At 46.7% G+C, this 18,833-nt stretch carries 8 protein-coding genes; 5 read left to right on the top strand and 3 right to left on the bottom strand.

Features of this window, described 5'->3' with window-relative positions:
• Position 1: 1 nt before the first annotated feature.
• The 3 genes from arcB to R7093_RS17610 form a co-directional block, all read right to left on the bottom strand.
• A complete protein-coding gene (gene arcB, locus R7093_RS17620; RefSeq protein ID WP_005381826.1) occupies positions 2 to 2,356 on the bottom strand; it encodes an aerobic respiration two-component sensor histidine kinase ArcB in 2,355 nt (784 codons plus the stop codon).
• A gap of 237 nt (positions 2,357 to 2,593) precedes the next feature.
• Complete coding sequence (locus tag R7093_RS17615; RefSeq protein WP_033906101.1) at positions 2,594 to 4,339, bottom strand: GGDEF domain-containing protein; 1,746 nt, start codon at positions 4,337 to 4,339, stop codon at positions 2,594 to 2,596.
• 35 nt (positions 4,340 to 4,374) lie between these two features.
• Positions 4,375 to 5,334 carry a TIGR01212 family radical SAM protein gene (locus R7093_RS17610; RefSeq protein WP_005381829.1) on the bottom strand — a complete coding sequence of 320 codons (960 nt, stop codon included), beginning with the start codon at positions 5,332 to 5,334 and terminating at the stop codon, positions 4,375 to 4,377.
• A gap of 551 nt (positions 5,335 to 5,885) precedes the next feature.
• Here R7093_RS17610 and gltB (R7093_RS17605) point away from each other — a divergent pair.
• The 5 genes from gltB (R7093_RS17605) (at position 5,886) to R7093_RS17585 (ending at position 18,770) form a co-directional block, all read left to right on the top strand.
• Positions 5,886 to 10,436 (top strand): glutamate synthase large subunit, encoded by a 4,551-nt coding sequence (gene gltB / locus R7093_RS17605; protein ID WP_047102029.1) that lies wholly within the window; start codon positions 5,886 to 5,888, stop codon positions 10,434 to 10,436.
• Positions 10,436 to 11,905, top strand: a complete 1,470-nt coding sequence (locus R7093_RS17600) for a glutamate synthase subunit beta (RefSeq protein ID WP_047102027.1) — start codon at positions 10,436 to 10,438, stop codon at positions 11,903 to 11,905. Before gltB (R7093_RS17605) ends, R7093_RS17600 begins: the two co-directional genes overlap by 1 nt.
• A gap of 448 nt (positions 11,906 to 12,353) precedes the next feature.
• Complete coding sequence (gene gltB / locus R7093_RS17595) at positions 12,354 to 16,817, top strand: glutamate synthase large subunit (protein WP_047102025.1); 4,464 nt, start codon at positions 12,354 to 12,356, stop codon at positions 16,815 to 16,817.
• 20 nt (positions 16,818 to 16,837) lie between these two features.
• Entirely contained in the window at positions 16,838 to 18,250 is a 1,413-nt protein-coding gene (locus R7093_RS17590; RefSeq protein ID WP_005381833.1) for an FAD-dependent oxidoreductase, read from the top strand.
• A 91-nt stretch (positions 18,251 to 18,341) separates the two neighbouring features.
• Positions 18,342 to 18,770: a DUF1499 domain-containing protein gene (locus R7093_RS17585; RefSeq protein WP_047102022.1), complete on the top strand. Its 429-nt coding sequence runs from the start codon at positions 18,342 to 18,344 to the stop codon at positions 18,768 to 18,770.
• The last annotated feature ends 63 nt before the right edge of the window (positions 18,771 to 18,833 follow it).

The raw sequence follows: 18,833 nt of genomic DNA, 5'->3' as shown, positions 1-18,833 counted from the left end.
GTTATTTCCTTTGTTCCAACCAACTTTTGAGGACTTGAATATCGTTTTGGTATTCATTTTTGATCTCTTCAACCCAGTCTGAAATGTTTTCCCACCATGCTGGCATATCGGGCGATTGCGCTTTTTGCGCCACACTTTGGATACGTTTCAGGCCAATTGAACCTGCAGCACCTTTGATTTTATGCGCTTCAGAAACAATCCCATCTTGATCTTTCGCTGTCATGTTCGAATCTAAGACATCGATATAGTCTGGCATCATATCTTCAAACATTTTTATGCTGTCGTAGACAGGTTTTGCACCAACAATGTCGACGTAAGACTCTAACATATCCATATCGAGCAAATGTGTCTCAATCACAGGAGAAGGCACTGGCTCTTCCACTGTTTCGGGACCGCTCACCACTTCCTTAGGTTGTTCTAACTGGTGAGCGAAGAATTTATCAATCACTGACTGAATAGCATTCACTGCCAGCGGCTTACTGATCGCATCATCCATGCCGTTATCTAAGTATTCACGACGATCTTTCATTACATTAGCAGTTAAGGCGACCAATGGAGGAAGATTGTTATAATGCTTGCGGTAATAATTGGCGACATCAAAGCCTGTCATATCAGGCAGTTGGATATCCAACAACGCTAAGTCGTATTTTTCTGGCACAAAGTTCACTAACGCTTCTTGGCCCGTCATTGCCACGGTGACAGAGTGCCCTAGGCTCTCTAGTAACGATTTAGCCACAGTTACGTTAAGCTCGATGTCTTCGACCATAAATATGTTGAGGCGCACATTGTCGCGTTTCGCATCAATGACTGGCTCAGCTAGTTCAACAATCGGAACGTGGATCGATACAGTAAAAGTGCTACCAAAGCCTTCCTCACTGGTAACCGTAATGTCACCATCCATCATATTGATCAGTTGCTTAGATACCGCCAAACCAATACCTGTACCGACCGCATGCAGGTTGTCTTTGCCTGATTTCACTTGGTAGTACATCGCAAAGATCTTATCTAGCTCTTCGTCTGGGATACCAATACCTGTGTCTTCCACTTCCATAATAATGGTCGCAAAATCGTCTTCGACATCCGCGCTCACTGTCATCACAACGCCACCTTCCTTGGTGAACTTCATTGCGTTGCTGACCAAGTTCCAAATCACCTGACGTAGACGGGTTGCATCCACTTCAATTGCTTTTGGCAAGTCGCTTAAACGTTCTAAGTCAAAGCGTAACCCTTTTTGTTCCGCCATCAGAGCTGAGATACTCTCAATCTCTGCGACGAAGTCTTCGAAGTTAAGTGGCGCAGGTAATAGTTCTAACTTACGGCGATCAAATTTATCCATATCGATAATATCGTTGAAGATGTTACCTAGAGTAATCGCACTCACATTGATGGTCTGCATGTGTTTACGCTGCTCTTCTGTCAACGGACTATCTAGAAGCATACGACTTAAGCCTACAATGCCATTCAGCGGCGTTCGCAGCTCATGACTGATGGTTGAGATGAAGGTAGTTTTGTCGCGGCTTGCTTTCTCTAACGACTCTTCATGGCGCTTACGTTCAGTGATATCACGACCGAACCCAACGAGACCAAGGTGGCGGCCATCTTTGCTGTAAAATGGCACTTTACGCAGCTCAAAGTAATGCTTGCGACCATCTGGGTATTCGAGCCATTGCTCGTAAGTAATTGCTTGATTATCGGCAAAAACCTTTTGGTCAGTATCAACGATATGCTCGGCGATTTCTTTGCTATACACATCCCAAGGGCTTAATCCGACTAACTGGTGCTCTTTCTTGCCCGTTAGCTCTTCCATCGCGCGGTTACAGCCAGAGAAAACACCATCCGCATTGCGGTAGTAAATTAAGTCTGGTGAGGCATCAATAAATGAACGCAGTAATGCGGTACGTTCTGCCAACTCTAATTGAGTACGTTCGCGTTGGAACACCTCATTTTCGAGGTCTTGCATCGCCTCTTCACGTGCTTCTTCCGCTTTAATACGCTCTTCAATTTCTTGGTTAAGCTTTTCAATGTTTTGTTGAAGTTGGTAATTCAGCTCTTGATCTCGCGAACGCATGTCCTTCAGTTTGGACACCAGCTTAGTTAAACGCTGGCGAGACTCTTCTAGTTGATCGACAACCACAGAGAGGAAGTAAACCGCCCAAGGGGTGATCAATAGACCAAAAAACACCGAACGGACAATGTCGATATCATCTACTCGCCCTTTGAGAGCTAAAGTAATCCCTACCTGCACCACAACAGCTAATGCCACCAGCGCAAGGGCTAGCAAAATAGAGAAGCGAACAATCCCCAGTTTGACTAGCAAGTCGACATAATACTGGGCGAGATTTTTCATGGGTTTCATTAACTACTCCATGGTGGTGGCTAGATAGCGCCATTCGATGATGAAAAACAGGTAAATGCACTCGACCTAACGCAATTTAGGTCTGTTTGATTAGTGAAAAACACACGGTGCGATCTGCTCTTGTGATACGAGATAAAAAGATAAACCAACGAGCGCACAGGCTTGTGTAAGTTTAACGTGTTTAATACGGTGATTTAAACAATCAGCTATCAACTTAGAGCAAGCGGTCACAAAGCGTTAGCAAGAACTGGGGTGAATACAAGTGCGATTACGTCCATCAGCTTTAGCTTGATATAACGCACTGTCAGCCATAGCGATGCCCATTTCGGGTTCATCACCATGCTGAGGAATGTAAGAGACCAGACCGATACTGACGGTAAGGCGTTCAGATGCTTCTGAACTGTCGTGTTCCATATCAAGCTGTAGAATTTTCTCATGAATACGCTGTGCTACGTTGCGCGCACCTTCCGTGGTGGTATTCGGCAAGATAAAACCAAACTCCTCGCCACCATAACGCGCAACACAATCCGAAGAACGATTGATGACTTGTGTAAACACGGTAGCAACACTGACTAACGCTTCATCACCTTGTTGGTGACCGTAACAGTCGTTGTAATCTTTGAAAAAGTCGATGTCACATAACATGATGGTGAGCGGCAGCTTTTCTCTAGCATGGTGGTACCACAATACCTGCAGTTGTTCATCGAAACGGCGTCGGTTCGATACTTGAGTTAAGCTATCCATAAAGCTCAATTTTTCTAACTCTAGGTTGGCTTTTTCCAACTTTTGTTCTGCAAGATAACGCTCAGAAATATCACGCGCCATGATCAGCACACCATTCGTTCCTGATGCTTTATCTTTAAAAGGCGATTTCACCACATCAAACCACGTACTTTTACCATCACTACTCACGACTTTATCTATGTATCGAACTGGCTCTAACTGGCGTAATGCTTCTAAGTCACTGTCTGCTAAGCGCGCGTACATCTCTTTAGGAATCACGTCTTGGAGGCGCTTACCTATCAAATCAGAAATTTTTGAAATTCCTAACGCCTTAACAAAAGGCTGATTACACGCTTGATAGACCATGTTCTCATTGAAAATACCAATAGAGTCCGGACTGGCATCCAGAATCGTTTGTAAGATAGTATCTCTTTGCGCTAGCGCCACCTCTGTATCTTTGCGACGCTCCATTTCATCTCGCAGATTCTGTTGCATCTTGTGCCATTCAGTCACGTCATGACTAATAGACAGCGTACCGATAAGCTCACCACTCGGCGAAACAAGAGAGTTTTGATTGACTTCCAGTAAGCAACTTCGACCTTGTGGATCCGTTGTCCATTTACGTTCGCTTTTTCTGGTCATCTCACCCAAGGTCTTGGATGCGCAAGCTTCTTCCCTTCGCCCTTGCCAGAATTGATCAAATGCTCGATTGGTCGTTAACAGATTGCCTTGGCGGTCTTGGGTACAAATCAGCTCTGAAAGTGAGTCTAATGCCGAACGTGCGATGATTAATTGTGCAAGTTCTTGTTGCTGCTCTTGGTGAGTGGCTTGATATGGCTGAGCATAAAGAATCCAAACTCGATGATTGCGCAATAAACTCTTTCTGCCTGACAGCTCCACTTTAATAGATTCACTATCAGATAGTCGCCAGTCAAAAGCCTGCTGACGAAAATGACGACTAGAGAAGCGATCGAGAAACTGCTCAAGCTCATGAATATCGAATAAAGCAGGATACAAATACCCCGTTCCCAAAGAGCGAATGCCTAATAACTGCATCGCAGCCTGGTTAGATAGCAAGAGCTGAGCATGGCTAGTGTCCACCACTATGACTGGATAGGGAGAATCCGTTACTAGTTGCTTAAGTGACGTCTGAAAGTGCAAATAGATCAGTGCTAACGCGCACACGCCTGCGATTAATAACAAGACGACATAGCCATAACCGCCTTGACCACCCCAAAGCCAATTGAGTAACTGATCCATCGTTTAAACCTTCAAAGAACACTGGTTAAAATATATCAGTTATTTATTGAGCGATCTGCTATTAATTCCGGTTTAGTATAGATAAAGGCATTCCCCGTAAGGCTCCCTTGAGCACCATGAGCACTGAGATCTCGACCAATTTCCGTCATCGCTAGCCAACGGTTTTCACACCACAGAGGCGATAATAACGTGGGCCTCCTAGCTGCTGATGAAACGCGATGATAAATCACATCTGGTGGTGTCATACGAATCATTTCACTGGCGATCGCAACATATTCTTCTAATTCAGGGGCTTCTAGCTTTCCAGCACGCCAAGCTTTCGCCATGGTGCTACCTTCGACAATATGCAAGCCATGTAACTTGATGCCATCCGTTCCCACGGCCAACACTTTTTGCAGCGTTTCAATATTTTCGGCGCGGGTTTCTTTGGGTAAACCCACAATTAAGTGAGTACAAACCTTGATTCCAAGTGTTCGCGCACGCTTAGTGATTTCGGCATAACACTCAAAGTCATGACCACGATTGATACGTTTTAGGGTGTCATTGTTGGCGGTTTGAAGACCTAGTTCTAGCCAAATTTCATAACCTTGCTGTACATAGCCCGACAGTAAATCCAATACCGCATCAGGGACGCAATCAGGACGCGTCCCCACACAAAGACCAACCATGTCTGCAGCCTTTAGTGCTTCCTCATACATGTTTTTGAGAACTTGTACTTCTGCATAGGTACTGGTGTAGGCCTGAAAATAAGCGAGATACTTCTTCGCTCTGTGAATTTCACCTGCGCGATCTTTTAACTGTTCGTGAATGCTTTTTATCTGGACTTCTTCATCTGCAAACGAAGCCACATTGCAAAATGTACATCCTCCCCGCCCAATCGTGCCATCGCGGTTAGGGCAACTAAATCCACCGTGCAATGTTAACTTATGAACCTTTTCACCGTATCGACGCTGAAGATCTTGGCCGATTGTATTGACCAACTCATGTAACTGCATAAATTCTCACCAACAATAAATCGTAATCAATCTCACTACGATCTGTGTAAATAAATTACATCCCTGCAAGAAAAAACACACAATATTAATCAATTCAAACACCCATCATGCGGGTCAAAATCAATAAACTTGCATAATTAAAGGCAAAAATCGTTCATGTTGCGTAAATGTTAAACTAAAAATGCATAATTAAACGAAAAAATTGGGTCACAACGCCGAGTTTTTCATTGCATTCTGAAGTGACAAAATTGTAGGATACTTACACAACCCCGTTATTTTTGTGACTTTTATTACAAAGCACACTGCGGGATTTGTCGGTGTTATCCCACTCCTACCTATATAAATCACTAGATAGTGATAATAAATAAAGGGATACCACCAAGGATTGTTTTTCTCGCAAAACTTTTCCTGCGAGATACGGAAAGGAATCAAGACCGGTCAACCTAGATCGGTGGCGATAATAAATATAAAGGACAAGACGTAATCAATAGTCTAGGTAGTATTTGCTGCCCGGTACTTTTGCGTCGACATTGAACTGGAAGGATGTATCTATGGTAGATAGAGAGCAAAATCCACAGGGCCTGTACACTCCGGAACTGGAGCATGACGCTTGTGGTATCGGTTTTGTTGCTCACCTTAAAAACCGTAAATCTCATGAAGTAGTGACTCAAGCATTGGATATGCTGGCTCGCATGGAACACCGTGGTGGTCAAGGTTGTGACCCATGCAGCGGTGATGGTGCGGGTATCTTGCTACAAAAACCTCATGAATTCCTATTAGAAGAAGCCGTTAAGCTAGGCATTAAACTGCCTTCGTTTGAAAAGTATGGTGTTGGTGTCGTTCTTTTCCCGAAAGACGAATACAAACGCGAGCAATGCCGTGACATTCTAGAACGTAACGCACAACGTCTAGATCTTGAAGTTATCGGCTACCGCGTATTGCCAACCGATAACTCAATGATCGGTGCAGACCCACTAAGCACAGAGCCTCAGTTTGAGCATGTGTTTATCTCTGGTGGCCCGGGCATCACACCTGAAGAGCTAGAGCGCAAACTGTACGTACTTCGTAACTATACTGTACGTGTTTGCCTAGAAAGCGTTTCGAACATTGGTGACGACTTCTACATTAACTCCATGTCTTACAAGACATTGGTGTACAAAGGTCAGTTAACTACCGAGCAAGTACCTCAGTACTTCCTTGATCTACAAAACCCGACCATGGTGACTGCACTGGCACTGGTACACTCTCGTTTCTCTACCAATACCTTCCCGAAATGGCGTCTTGCACAGCCTTTCCGTTACATTGCCCACAACGGTGAAATCAATACAGTTCGCGGTAACTTGAACTGGATGAAAGCCCGTGAAGCAATCCTAGAATCAGACCTGTTTACTCAGGCTGAAATCGACATGCTTCTTCCCATCTGTCAGGAAGGCAGCTCGGATTCATCTAACTTCGATATGGCACTTGAGCTCCTAGTTCTTTCTGGTCGCAGCCTGCCACACGCATTGATGATGATGATCCCGGAAGCATGGCAAGAAAACAAAAACATGGATCCTAAACGTCGCGCGTTCTATCAGTACCACGCGAACATCATGGAACCATGGGATGGTCCTGCTTCAGTATGTTTTACTGATGGTGTTCAAGTTGGTGCGACACTAGACCGTAACGGTTTGCGCCCTTCTCGCTACACAGTGACCAAAGACAACTTCCTAGTGATGGCATCTGAATCTGGTGTTGTGGATATAGAACCAGAAAACGTTGAGTTCCGTGGTCGCCTACAACCGGGTCGTATCTTCGTTGCAGACCTAGAACAAGGTCGAATCATCTCTGATGAAGAAGTGAAAGACACCATCGCAACAGCGCAGCCTTACGAGAAGTGGGTAGAAGAAAACCTACTGAGCTTGAAGAAGCTGCCAGATGCGAGCAACCAGTTCAGCCAACCTAAGCCAGAACACCTTCTACACCGCCAACAAGCGTTTGGCGTAAGCACTGAAGAAGTGAACGAAATCATCGTTCCAATGGCGAATGACGCGAAAGAACCATTATCAGCTATGGGTGCCGACTGGCCTCTTGCGGTTCTATCTCATCAGTCTCAACATCTTTCTAACTACTTCAAGCAGCTGTTCGCACAGGTAACCAACCCACCGATCGACCCGATCCGTGAGCGCATGGTTATGTCGCTGAACACTTACTTGGGTAAAGACCAAAACCTTCTGACTGAAACACCACTTCACTGTCAGAAAGTCGAATTAGAATCGCCGGTTCTAGCCAACTCTGAGCTTGAAAAACTGCGTGCGATCGATAACGAGCACCTACAAGCGAAAACGTTGGATATCGTATTCCAAGCTAGTGAAGATCAAGGCAAGCTTGAGCGCGCACTAAAACGTATCTGCCAATACGCAGAAGACGCGGTTATCGATGGTTACTCAATCATCCTACTCACTGACCGCGCAGTGAATTCAAACCACGCGGCGATCCCAGCAATGCTGGCAGTTGGCGCAGTGCACCACCACTTGATCCGTAAAGGTCTACGTGCGAAGTGCGACATCGTGGTTGAAACTGGTGACGCGCGTGAAACGCACCACTTTGCAACGCTACTTGGTTACGGTGCGAATGCGGTTAACCCTTACCTAGTGATTGAAACCATCATTGAACTTCAACGTACGAAGAAGTTGGATCCAGAAGCGAACCCTCGTGATCTGTTCAACAACTACCGTAAAGCGATCAATGGCGGTCTTCTGAAGATCTTCTCGAAGATGGGTATCTCAACGCTACAGTCGTACCATGGTGCGCAAATCTTCGAAGCATTGGGTATCCACAAATCCGTGGTCGACAAATACTTCACAGGTACAGTTTCTCGTATCCAAGGTCTAACCCTTGATGATATCGCCAAAGAAGTGCTGATCCGTCACCGCATCGGTTACCCACAACGCGAAATCCCAATTCAAATGCTGGATGTTGGTGGTGTTTACCAATGGAAACAGCGTGGTGAGAAGCACCTATTCAACCCAGAAACCATTTCTCTACTGCAAGAGTCTACGCGCAACAAGAACTACGATCAGTTCAAGCAGTACGCGACAGCCGTAGATAAACAAGGTGACAACGCAGTAACTCTGCGTAGCCAGCTAGAATTCATTAAGAACCCAGCAGGTTCTATCTCTATCGACGAAGTCGAACCAATTGAAAGCATCGTGAAACGCTTCGCGACCGGTGCAATGTCATTCGGTTCTATTTCTTACGAAGCACACTCCACACTAGCTGTTGCGATGAACCGTCTTGGCGCGAAATCGAACTCTGGTGAAGGTGGTGAAGATCCAATGCGTTTCGAGCGCAAAGAGAACGGCGATTGGGAACGCTCTGCAATCAAACAGGTGGCTTCTGGTCGTTTCGGCGTAACCTCTTACTACCTAACTAACGCTGAAGAACTGCAAATCAAAATGGCTCAAGGTGCGAAGCCAGGTGAAGGTGGTCAGCTACCAGGCGATAAAGTAGATGACTGGATCGGTGCAACGCGTCACTCGACTCCAGGCGTAGGCCTTATCTCGCCACCGCCACACCACGATATCTACTCAATCGAAGATTTGGCTCAGCTTATCTACGACTTGAAGAACGCGAACCGCGCGGGTCGCGTAAACGTGAAGCTGGTATCAGAAGCAGGCGTAGGTACGATCGCTTCTGGTGTAGCGAAAGCGAAAGCGGACGTTGTACTAATCGCAGGTTTCGACGGTGGTACTGGTGCATCACCAATGTCTTCAATCCGTCATACCGGTCTTCCTTGGGAACTTGGTTTGGCAGAAACGCACCAAACGCTACTGAAGAACGGTCTACGTAACCGTATCGTGGTTCAAGCAGATGGTCAGATGAAGACACCTCGTGACCTTGCAGTGGCAACACTACTTGGTGCAGAAGAATGGGGCGTGGCAACCGCAGCATTAGTGGTTGAAGGTTGTATCATGATGCGTAAGTGTCATAAGAACACTTGTCCTGTTGGTATCGCAACTCAAAACAAGACGCTTCGCGAGCGCTTTGATGGTCGCGTTGAAGACGTCGTAACCTTCTTCCAATACATGGCACAAGGTCTACGTGAAATCATGGCTGAACTTGGCTTCCGCACTATCGATGAAATGGTCGGTCAAGGTCAGAAGCTGAAGATTCGCCAAGACGTTTCTCACTGGAAATACAAGAACCTAGATCTGTCTCCTGTTCTCCACGTTGAGCAACCACGTGAAGCTGATGGTGTATTCAACCAAGCTCAGCAGAACCACAACCTAGAAGAAGTGCTAGACCGCAAGCTGATTCAAGCAGCGATTCCTGCACTCGAGAAAGGCGAAGCGGTGAATGCCGAGTTCCCTATCGTCAATACGGACCGCTCTGCAGGTACCATGCTGTCGAACGAAATCTCGAAAGTGTACAAAGATGCGGGTCTACCTCAGCCAATGAATGTGAAGTTCAAAGGTTCTGCGGGTCAGTCATTCGGTGCATTCCTCGCTAAGGGCGTGAAGTTCGAAGTAGAAGGCGACGCGAACGACTACTGGGGTAAAGGCTTATCTGGCGGTACGTTAGTACTTTACCCAGATGCGAAATCAAGCATTGTCGCGGAAGACAACATCGTGGTTGGTAACGTGTGTTTCTACGGTGCAACTTCGGGTGAGTCTTTCATTCGCGGTATGGCTGGTGAACGTTTCTGTGTTCGTAACTCAGGCGCGAAAGTAGTAGTAGAAGGCGTCGGTGACCACGGTTGTGAATACATGACTGGCGGTGCAGCAATTATCCTTGGTTCAACAGGTCGTAACTTTGCCGCAGGTATGAGTGGCGGCGTGGCTTACGTATGGGATAAATCAGGTGACTTTGAGTCAAAACTGAACCCAGAGCTAGTAGACCTAGATCCAATCGAGCAAGAAGACAGAGATCTATTACTCGACATGCTAACTAAGCATGTTCAATTCACAGGAAGTGAAGTCGCTCAGTCTTTCCTAGACAACTTTGAAGCAAGCCTAGCCTCTATGGTTAAGGTAATGCCGCGTGACTACAAAGCGGTTCTTCAAAAGCGTAAAGCTGAAGCACAGTCTCAAGGAAACGAAACTCAAGTGGAGGCCGTATAATGGGTAAGCCTACTGGATTTTTAGAGCATGGTCGTGAACTACCACAGAAGATCGACCCAGCTGAACGCATCAAGAACAACAAAGAGTTCGTCCTGAACGAGGAGTTTGGTGACAAAATCAATACTCAAGCTTCTCGTTGTATGGATTGTGGTGTGCCGTTTTGTCATAACGGCTGCCCTATCGGTAACATCATCCCAGAGTTTAACGACGCGGTTTATCGTGATAGCTGGGAAGAAGCATGGAACATTCTAAGCTCAACCAATAACTTCCCAGAGTTCACTGGTCGTGTTTGCCCTGCTCCGTGTGAAAGTGCTTGTGTACTTGGTATCAACCAAGATCCAATCACTATCTGTAATATCGAGAAAACCATCGTGGAAACGGCGTATCGTGAAGGGTACGCCAAACCAAAAACACCACGCTCTCGAACTGGCAAAACCGTTGCGATCATCGGTTCGGGCCCTGCTGGCCTTGCGGCAGCAGAGCAGCTAAACAGCGCTGGTCATACTGTGACGGTATTCGAGCGAGACGAGAAAGTAGGCGGTCTGCTACGTTTTGGTATCCCAGATTTCAAACTGGGTATGGATGTGATTGATCGTAAGATCAACCTAATGGCAGAAGCGGGTATTGAATTCAAAGTTAACCAACATGTTGGTGTTGATGTGAATGCTCAGCAGCTGCGTCAAGAGTTCGATGTGGTTCTACTAACCGGTGGCTCAACGGTTCCACGTGATTTGCCCGTTCCGGGTCGTGAACTAAAAGGCGTTCACTTCGCGATGGAATTCCTAGGTCAAAACAACCGTCGCGCCAATAACATGGACCTGAAAACGGAAGAAATTCACGCTGCGGGTAAACATGTTGTGGTTATCGGTGGTGGTGATACGGGTTCAGACTGTGTGGGAACATCAAACCGTCACGGCGCAGCAAGTGTAACTCAAGTGGAAATCATGCCGATTCCACCAGAGAAGCGCCCAGCCAATATGCCTTGGCCTCAATACCCAATGATCCTACGTACTTCGACCTCTCATGAAGAAGGTGTCGATCGTCACTGGAACATCCTGACCAAAGAGTTCATCGGAAATGACAAAGGTGAAGTCACAGGCCTTCGTCTTGCTGATATCGTTTGGCAAGATGCAAAACCAGGCGAGCGCCCAAGCTTCAAAGAAGTAGAAGGCAGCGAGCGTGTGATTCCATGTGATATGGCATTTCTAGCGATGGGCTTCCTACACCCAGAACCAACAGGTGTACTTGCTCAACTGGATATCGCGCTAGATGATCGCGGTAACGTAGCAACTCAAGATTTTGCTACTAACCAAGAAGGCGTATTTGCTGCTGGTGATATGCGAACAGGCCAATCTCTGGTTGTTCGTTGTATCAACGAAGGCCGTGAATGTGCCCGTGCTATCGATGATTACTTAATGGGTGGCACAAACCTAGAAGCAAAAGCAGATTCACTGATGCTTTCTGCTTAACGAAGCAGTCATGCTTCTCTCTTTCAATTGCCTAATAGCCATCAGCAATATCGATGGCTATCGGTGAAGAAAGAAAACAATTCCTTCCAATCTTTCTATTTTGACCAGCATTTTATGCTGGTCTTTTTTATCTCCCACAGAATCAAATGTTACTTTTTTGTAACAATCAATTTTCTATCTATTTGAAATTATTAAACTATTTTAGCTTATTAAATGGTAAATCGTATATTCACGTGATGATCCACTAATAACTTGACCTTTTTTACAATAAGCTATAGCTTGTGAAGTTGATGAAAATAAAACACTCAAAAAATGTTAAATATTTCACAATTTTTACTGAATAATTATACATAAAGCTATAAAGATGACGCATAGTTAGTCATCGATATCAACGTAAGCAGTGTTGATATATCTGTCGGGATGACGGATAAGCAAAGGGAGAATTGCAATGGCTCTTTATGATCCAAGTCTTGAGAAAGACAACTGTGGATTTGGCTTGATCGCGCATATGGAAGGCGAACAAAGCCACAAGCTGGTACGTACAGCAATTTCTGCACTTGACCGCATGACTCACCGTGGTGGTATCGCCGCCGATGGTAAAACTGGTGATGGTTGTGGTCTTCTATTACAAAAGCCCGATTCCTATTTACGTCTTATTGCCGAAGAAAATGGTTTCAACCTTGGCAAGCAATACGCCGTAGGGATGATTTTCTTCAACCAAGATCCAGTCAAAGCTCAACTCGCTAAAGACATCGTCAACAAAGAACTGGCGCAAGAGACGCTAACTGTGGCTGGTTGGCGTGAAGTACCAACTAATTCAGAAGTACTCGGTCCAATTGCGGCCAACTCGCTTCCAAATATTCAGCAAGTCTTTATCTCTGCACCGGCAGGTTGGCGCGAACGCGACATTGAACGTCGTCTCTACATCGCACGCCGTCGCATCGAGAAACAAATCACCGAAGATCCGGATTTCTACATCTGTAGCTTATCGACTCAAGTTTTGGTGTACAAAGGCCTATGCATGCCTGCGGACTTACCGCGCTTTTATCTTGATCTTGCCGATCTACGTATGGAATCTGCTATCTGTCTGTTCCACCAGCGTTTTTCTACCAACACTCAACCGCGTTGGCCATTAGCTCAACCGTTCCGCTACCTTGCTCATAATGGTGAGATCAATACCATTGAAGGTAACCGACAATGGGCACGCGCTCGTGCTTACAAGTTCTCGTCACCACTGCTGCCTGACCTACAAACTGCAGCACCGTTTGTGAACGAGACAGGCTCAGACTCGTCTAGCCTAGATAATATGCTAGATCTCTTTTTAGCTGGCGGCATGGATATCTTCCGTGCCATGCGTATGCTTGTGCCGCCAGCATGGCAAAACCACCCTGACATGGATCCGGATTTGCGTGCGTTTTACGATTTCAACTCCAAACACATGGAACCATGGGATGGCCCAGCAGGTATCGTACTGTCCGATGGTCGTTATGCTGCTTGTAACCTAGACCGAAACGGTCTACGTCCTGCGCGTTATGTAATTACCAAAGACAAGTTGATCACTCTGGCGTCTGAGGTAGGGATTTGGAATTACGCCCCAGATGAAGTTGCCAAAAAAGGTCGTGTAGGTCCGGGGGAATTGCTCGTCATCGACACTCGTAAAGGTAAGCTTTGGCAATCTAGCGAGATCGATAATGACCTGAAATCTCGTCACCCTTATCGCGAATGGATGGAGAACAACGTTCGCAAACTAACACCGTTCTCTCAGCTGCCTGAAGATCAAGTAGGTGAGCGCAGCTTTGATGAAGACTTGCTTAAGACTTATCAAAAGCAGTTTGCTATGAGCAATGAAGAAGTCGATCAAGTATTGCGTGTCCTCGGTGATATGGGGCAAGAAGCCGTCGGTTCGATGGGTGATGACACCCCGATGGCGGTTCTTTCTTCGAAAGAGCGCTTGGTGACTGATTACTTCCGTCAGAAGTTCGCGCAGGTCACCAACCCACCAATCGATCCACTGCGTGAGAAACACGTCATGTCGCTGGCGACCAGCATCGGCCAGGAGATGAACGTCTTCTGTGAAACCGATGGCCACGCGCATCGTGTAACCTTTGATTCTCCAGTACTGCTCTATTCAGACATGCAGCAACTACTAGAGCTGAGTGACGATCATTACCGTAATACCATTCTCGATATCAACTACGATCCACAACAGAAAGATCTCAAACAAGCCATTGATGATCTGTGTGAGCAAGCAGAACAAGTGGTGCGTGAAGGCACGGTTCTAGTCGTGCTTTCAGATCGCGCTTTAGTCAAAGGCAAGCTGCCAATTCCTGCAGCAATGGCAGTCGGCGCCGTTCAAACTCGTCTGATTGACGCGAACTTACGTTGCGATGCCAACATTGTTGTCGAAACCGCAACAGCCCGTGATCCACACCAATTTGCCGTCTTACTTGGTTTTGGTGCCACTGCGGTTTACCCATACCTTGCTTATGAAGCGTTAGGTAAACTGATTGATGATAAAGCACTAGAGAAAGACTACCGCGATGTGATGCAAAACTACCAATACGGCATCAACAAAGGCCTGTACAAGATCATGTCGAAAATGGGGATCTCAACCATCGCCTCTTACCGCTGCTCACAACTGTTTGAAGCAGTTGGCTTGAGCCAAAATGTGGTCGATCTGTGTTTTAAAGGCGTCACAACTCGAATTGAAGGCGCGAATTTTGACGACTTCCAGCAAGATCTTACAAACTTATCTCGTAAAGCATGGGCGAAACGCAAATCGATTGATCATGGCGGCTTGTTAAAGTACGTCCATGGAGGTGAGTATCATGCTTACAACCCGGATGTCGTCGGCACGCTGCAACAGGCCGTTAAATCTGGCGAAAGTAACGACTATCAGAGCTTTGCTAAGCAGGTAAACCAACGCCCTGTTGCCATGCTGCGTGACTTAATGTCGCTGAAAAAATCAGACTCACCGCTGCCACTTGAGCAAATAGAACCATGCACTGAACTGTTCAAACGCTTTGACTCAGCGGCAATGTCCATTGGCGCACTTAGCCCAGAAGCGCATGAAGCACTTGCAACGGCGATGAACCGTCTTGGTGGTTACTCTAACTCGGGTGAAGGCGGTGAAGATCCTCGCCGTTTCGGTACTGAGCGTAACTCACGTATCAAACAGATTGCTTCTGGCCGATTTGGTGTAACGCCGCATTACCTGACTAATGCGGATGTACTGCAAATCAAGGTGGCACAAGGTGCGAAACCGGGTGAAGGTGGACAGCTACCAGGACACAAAGTCACCGCAGAAATCGCAAAACTGCGTTATTCGGTACAAGGCGTGACTCTGATCTCCCCTCCTCCGCATCACGATATCTATTCGATTGAAGATTTGGCCCAACTGATCTTCGACCTTAAACAAGTCAACCCGAATGCGCTGGTTTCGGTAAAACTCGTCTCCGAGCCAGGTGTCGGCACCATCGCAACGGGCGTAGCCAAGGCTTACGCTGATCTTATTACCATTTCGGGTTACGACGGTGGTACCGCAGCAAGCCCATTAACTTCGGTAAAATACGCTGGTAGCCCTTGGGAGTTGGGGTTGGCAGAGACACAACAAGCTCTGGTTGCTAATGGTCTGCGTCATAAGATCCGCCTACAGGTAGACGGTGGTCTAAAGACTGGTTTAGACGTAGTTAAAGCCGCAATTTTAGGTGCAGAAAGCTTCGGTTTTGGTACTGCGCCAATGGTCGCTATGGGTTGTAAGTTCCTACGAATTTGTCACCTCAACAACTGTGCAACTGGGGTTGCGACTCAAGACGAGACACTGCGTAAAGAATACTTCAAAGGTCTACCAGAAATGGTGATGAATTACTTCATCGGCCTGGCAGACGAAGTGCGCGGATTACTCGCCGAACTTGGCGTTGAAAAGCTGACGGACTTGATTGGTCGTACCGATTTACTTGAGGCAGTAGAGGGATTTACAGCGAAACAGACCAAGCTGGATCTATCCAATATTCTAGAAGCTCCAGTATCACCTGAGGGCCATCCGCTATTTTGGACAGAGCCAAACAAACCGTTTGATAAAGCTGAGCTCAACCAAAAGATCGTTGATGATGCCATGCATGCGGTCGAAAACAGTCAATCGGCAAGTTTCTTCTACAATGTCATCAACACTGATCGTTCTGTTGGTGCACGCTTATCTGGCGAAATAGCAAAACGCTATGGCAACCAAGGGTTGGCGGCTTCCCCTATCAAAATCTATCTTGACGGCACCGCAGGCCAGTCCTTTGGTGTTTGGAACGCAGGTGGTGTAGAGCTTTACCTCACGGGCGATGCGAACGACTACGTGGGCAAAGGCATGGCGGGTGGTAAAGTGGTTATCAAACCTCACCTTGGCACTGCATTTAAGTGTAATGAAGCAACCATCATTGGTAACACCTGTCTGTACGGCGCGACCGGCGGTAAACTATTTGCAGCCGGTAAAGCAGGTGAGCGTTTCGGCGTACGAAACTCAGGTACGATAGCCGTCATTGAAGGTGCTGGCGATAACGCTTGTGAGTACATGACTGGCGGTATTGTTGCCATTCTTGGTGCGACAGGTGTGAACTTTGGCGCGGGTATGACTGGAGGCTTTGCCTATGTTCTGGATGAGAACCAAAGCTTTGAAGGTCGAGTTAATACTGAGTCTGTCGAAGCCATCTCATTGTCCGATCTTTACATCCACCAAGAACATTTGCGTGGCCTAATTGCGGAACACCTTGAAGAAACAGGGTCGAGTCATGCTGAAAATATTTTGGCGAACTTTGATGAATGGATTCCAAAGTTCTATTTGGTGAAACCACAAGCGGCAGATCTTCGCACGCTACTTGGTCACCAGAGCCGCAGTGCCGCAGAGCTGCGTGTTCAAGCACAGTAATCATGGAGGATGTTTGAATCATGAGCCAGAACGTTTATCAATTTATCGATGTGCAGCGTGTAGATCCTGCGAAAAAGCCTATCAAAGTTCGTAAGATCGAGTTCGTTGAAATCTATGAACCGTTCACTAAACAACAGGCGACTGCACAAGCGGATCGCTGCTTAGATTGTGGCAACCCATATTGTGAATGGAAATGCCCAGTCCACAACTACATCCCTCAATGGTTAAAACTTGCCAATGAAGGTCGTATTCTTGAAGCGGTTGAACTATCGCATCAAACCAATAGCCTACCGGAAGTATGTGGGCGCGTTTGTCCTCAAGACCGCCTATGTGAAGGTTCATGCACGCTTAATGATGACTTTGGTGCCGTCACCATCGGTAACATAGAAAAGTACATTACCGACAAAGCGTTTGAAATGGGCTGGAAGCCAGATATGTCCAAGGTGGAGTGGACCGATAAAAAGGTTGCAATCATTGGAGCTGGCCCAGCTGGCTTGGCTGCCGCGGATATCCTAGTGCGCAATGGCGTTAAGCCAGTCGTGTTTGACCGCTACCCTGAAATTGGAGGCCTTCTGACCTTCGGTATTCCTTCCTTCAAGCTTGAAAAAGGCGTGATGGAAAACCGCCGCCGTGTGTTCACTGAAATGGGCGTCGAGTTCCGCATGAACATGGAAGTAGGCAAAGATGTCCAAATGCAAGAGCTGCTTGATGAATACGATGCTGTTTTCTTGGGCGTTGGCACCTATAAATACATGCGTGCAGGTCTAGATAATGAAGATGCGCCGGGTGTGTATGACGCGCTGCCATTTTTAGTTTCGAACACCTACAAAGTCATGGATCTTGAGAGTAACCAACCCTTTATCGATATGGCAGGAAAGAAAGTCGTCGTACTGGGTGGTGGTGATACAGCAATGGACTGCGTTCGTACCTCAATTCGCCAAGGTGCCTCCAACGTAGTTTGTGCTTATCGTCGTGATGAGGCCAACATGCCAGGCTCTCGTCGCGAGGTAAAAAACGCAAAGGAAGAAGGCGTGAAGTTCATGTTCAACCTTCAGCCTTTGGGAGTGGAAGTGGATGCGTCAGGCAAAGTCTCGGGGGTCAAAGTGGTGAAAACCGCACTTGGTGAACCTGATGAAGCAGGTCGCCGACGTCCAGAGCCCGTTGAAGGCAGCGAGCACGTTCTACCAGCAGACGTTGTTATCATGGCGTTTGGTTTCCAGCCGCACAAAATGGACTGGTTAGCACCGTTTGATGTCGATTTGGATCAATGGGGTCGTATCAAAGCCCCAGCGAAGCAAGAGTTCCAGTTCCAGACCAGCAATGAAAAGATCTTCGCGGGTGGCGATGCGGTACGAGGTTCTGATCTTGTCGTAACCGCAATTGATGAAGGACGAAAAGCGGCAGAAGGCATTCTCGATTACCTCGAAGTTTAATCTCAGTTAACCTCACAAAAAGGGTCCTATTATTGGATCCTTTTTCTTTTGTATCCATATAATTAGAAGCAAAATCATAAGAGTAAATACAATGAAAAAAGCCGCTCTCCTTTCCATTACTTTGCTCGGCTTAACCGCTTGTAGCCAAGGAGTCAAAACCATGACGGATCGTTCTCAATCACCTTGTGGTGACAAACCAAACTGCGTCTCCACCCAAGACACGCGAGAAAAATACAACCTAACGCCATTTATCTTAGTTGATTCAGCGAACATCGACGCTATTGAGCAAGTTGCGCTTGAACTGCCAGGCGCGAAAACCGCGGTGAAAGAAAGCAACTACCTTCGTATCGAGTGCACATCTAAAATCATGCGCTTCGTGGATGACCTCGAACTAAAAATAGCAGGAGACCAACTGATTGTGCGCTCGGAATCTCGTGTGGGCTACTCTGACTTTGGCGTAAACAGAAAGCGCGCCGATCAATTACGACAAAAGCTCACTCAAGCTAAGCTCATCAAATAGAAAACTGCCAACGGGGAGTGCTATACTCTCGGCCAACTAAAATATTTACCTAAAGAGAGTGTT

It is taken from the genome of Vibrio sp. 1580 (assembly GCF_033340055.1).
Note: the sequence above shows the minus strand (reverse complement) of the source record. Positions and strands in the feature narration are given on the sequence as shown.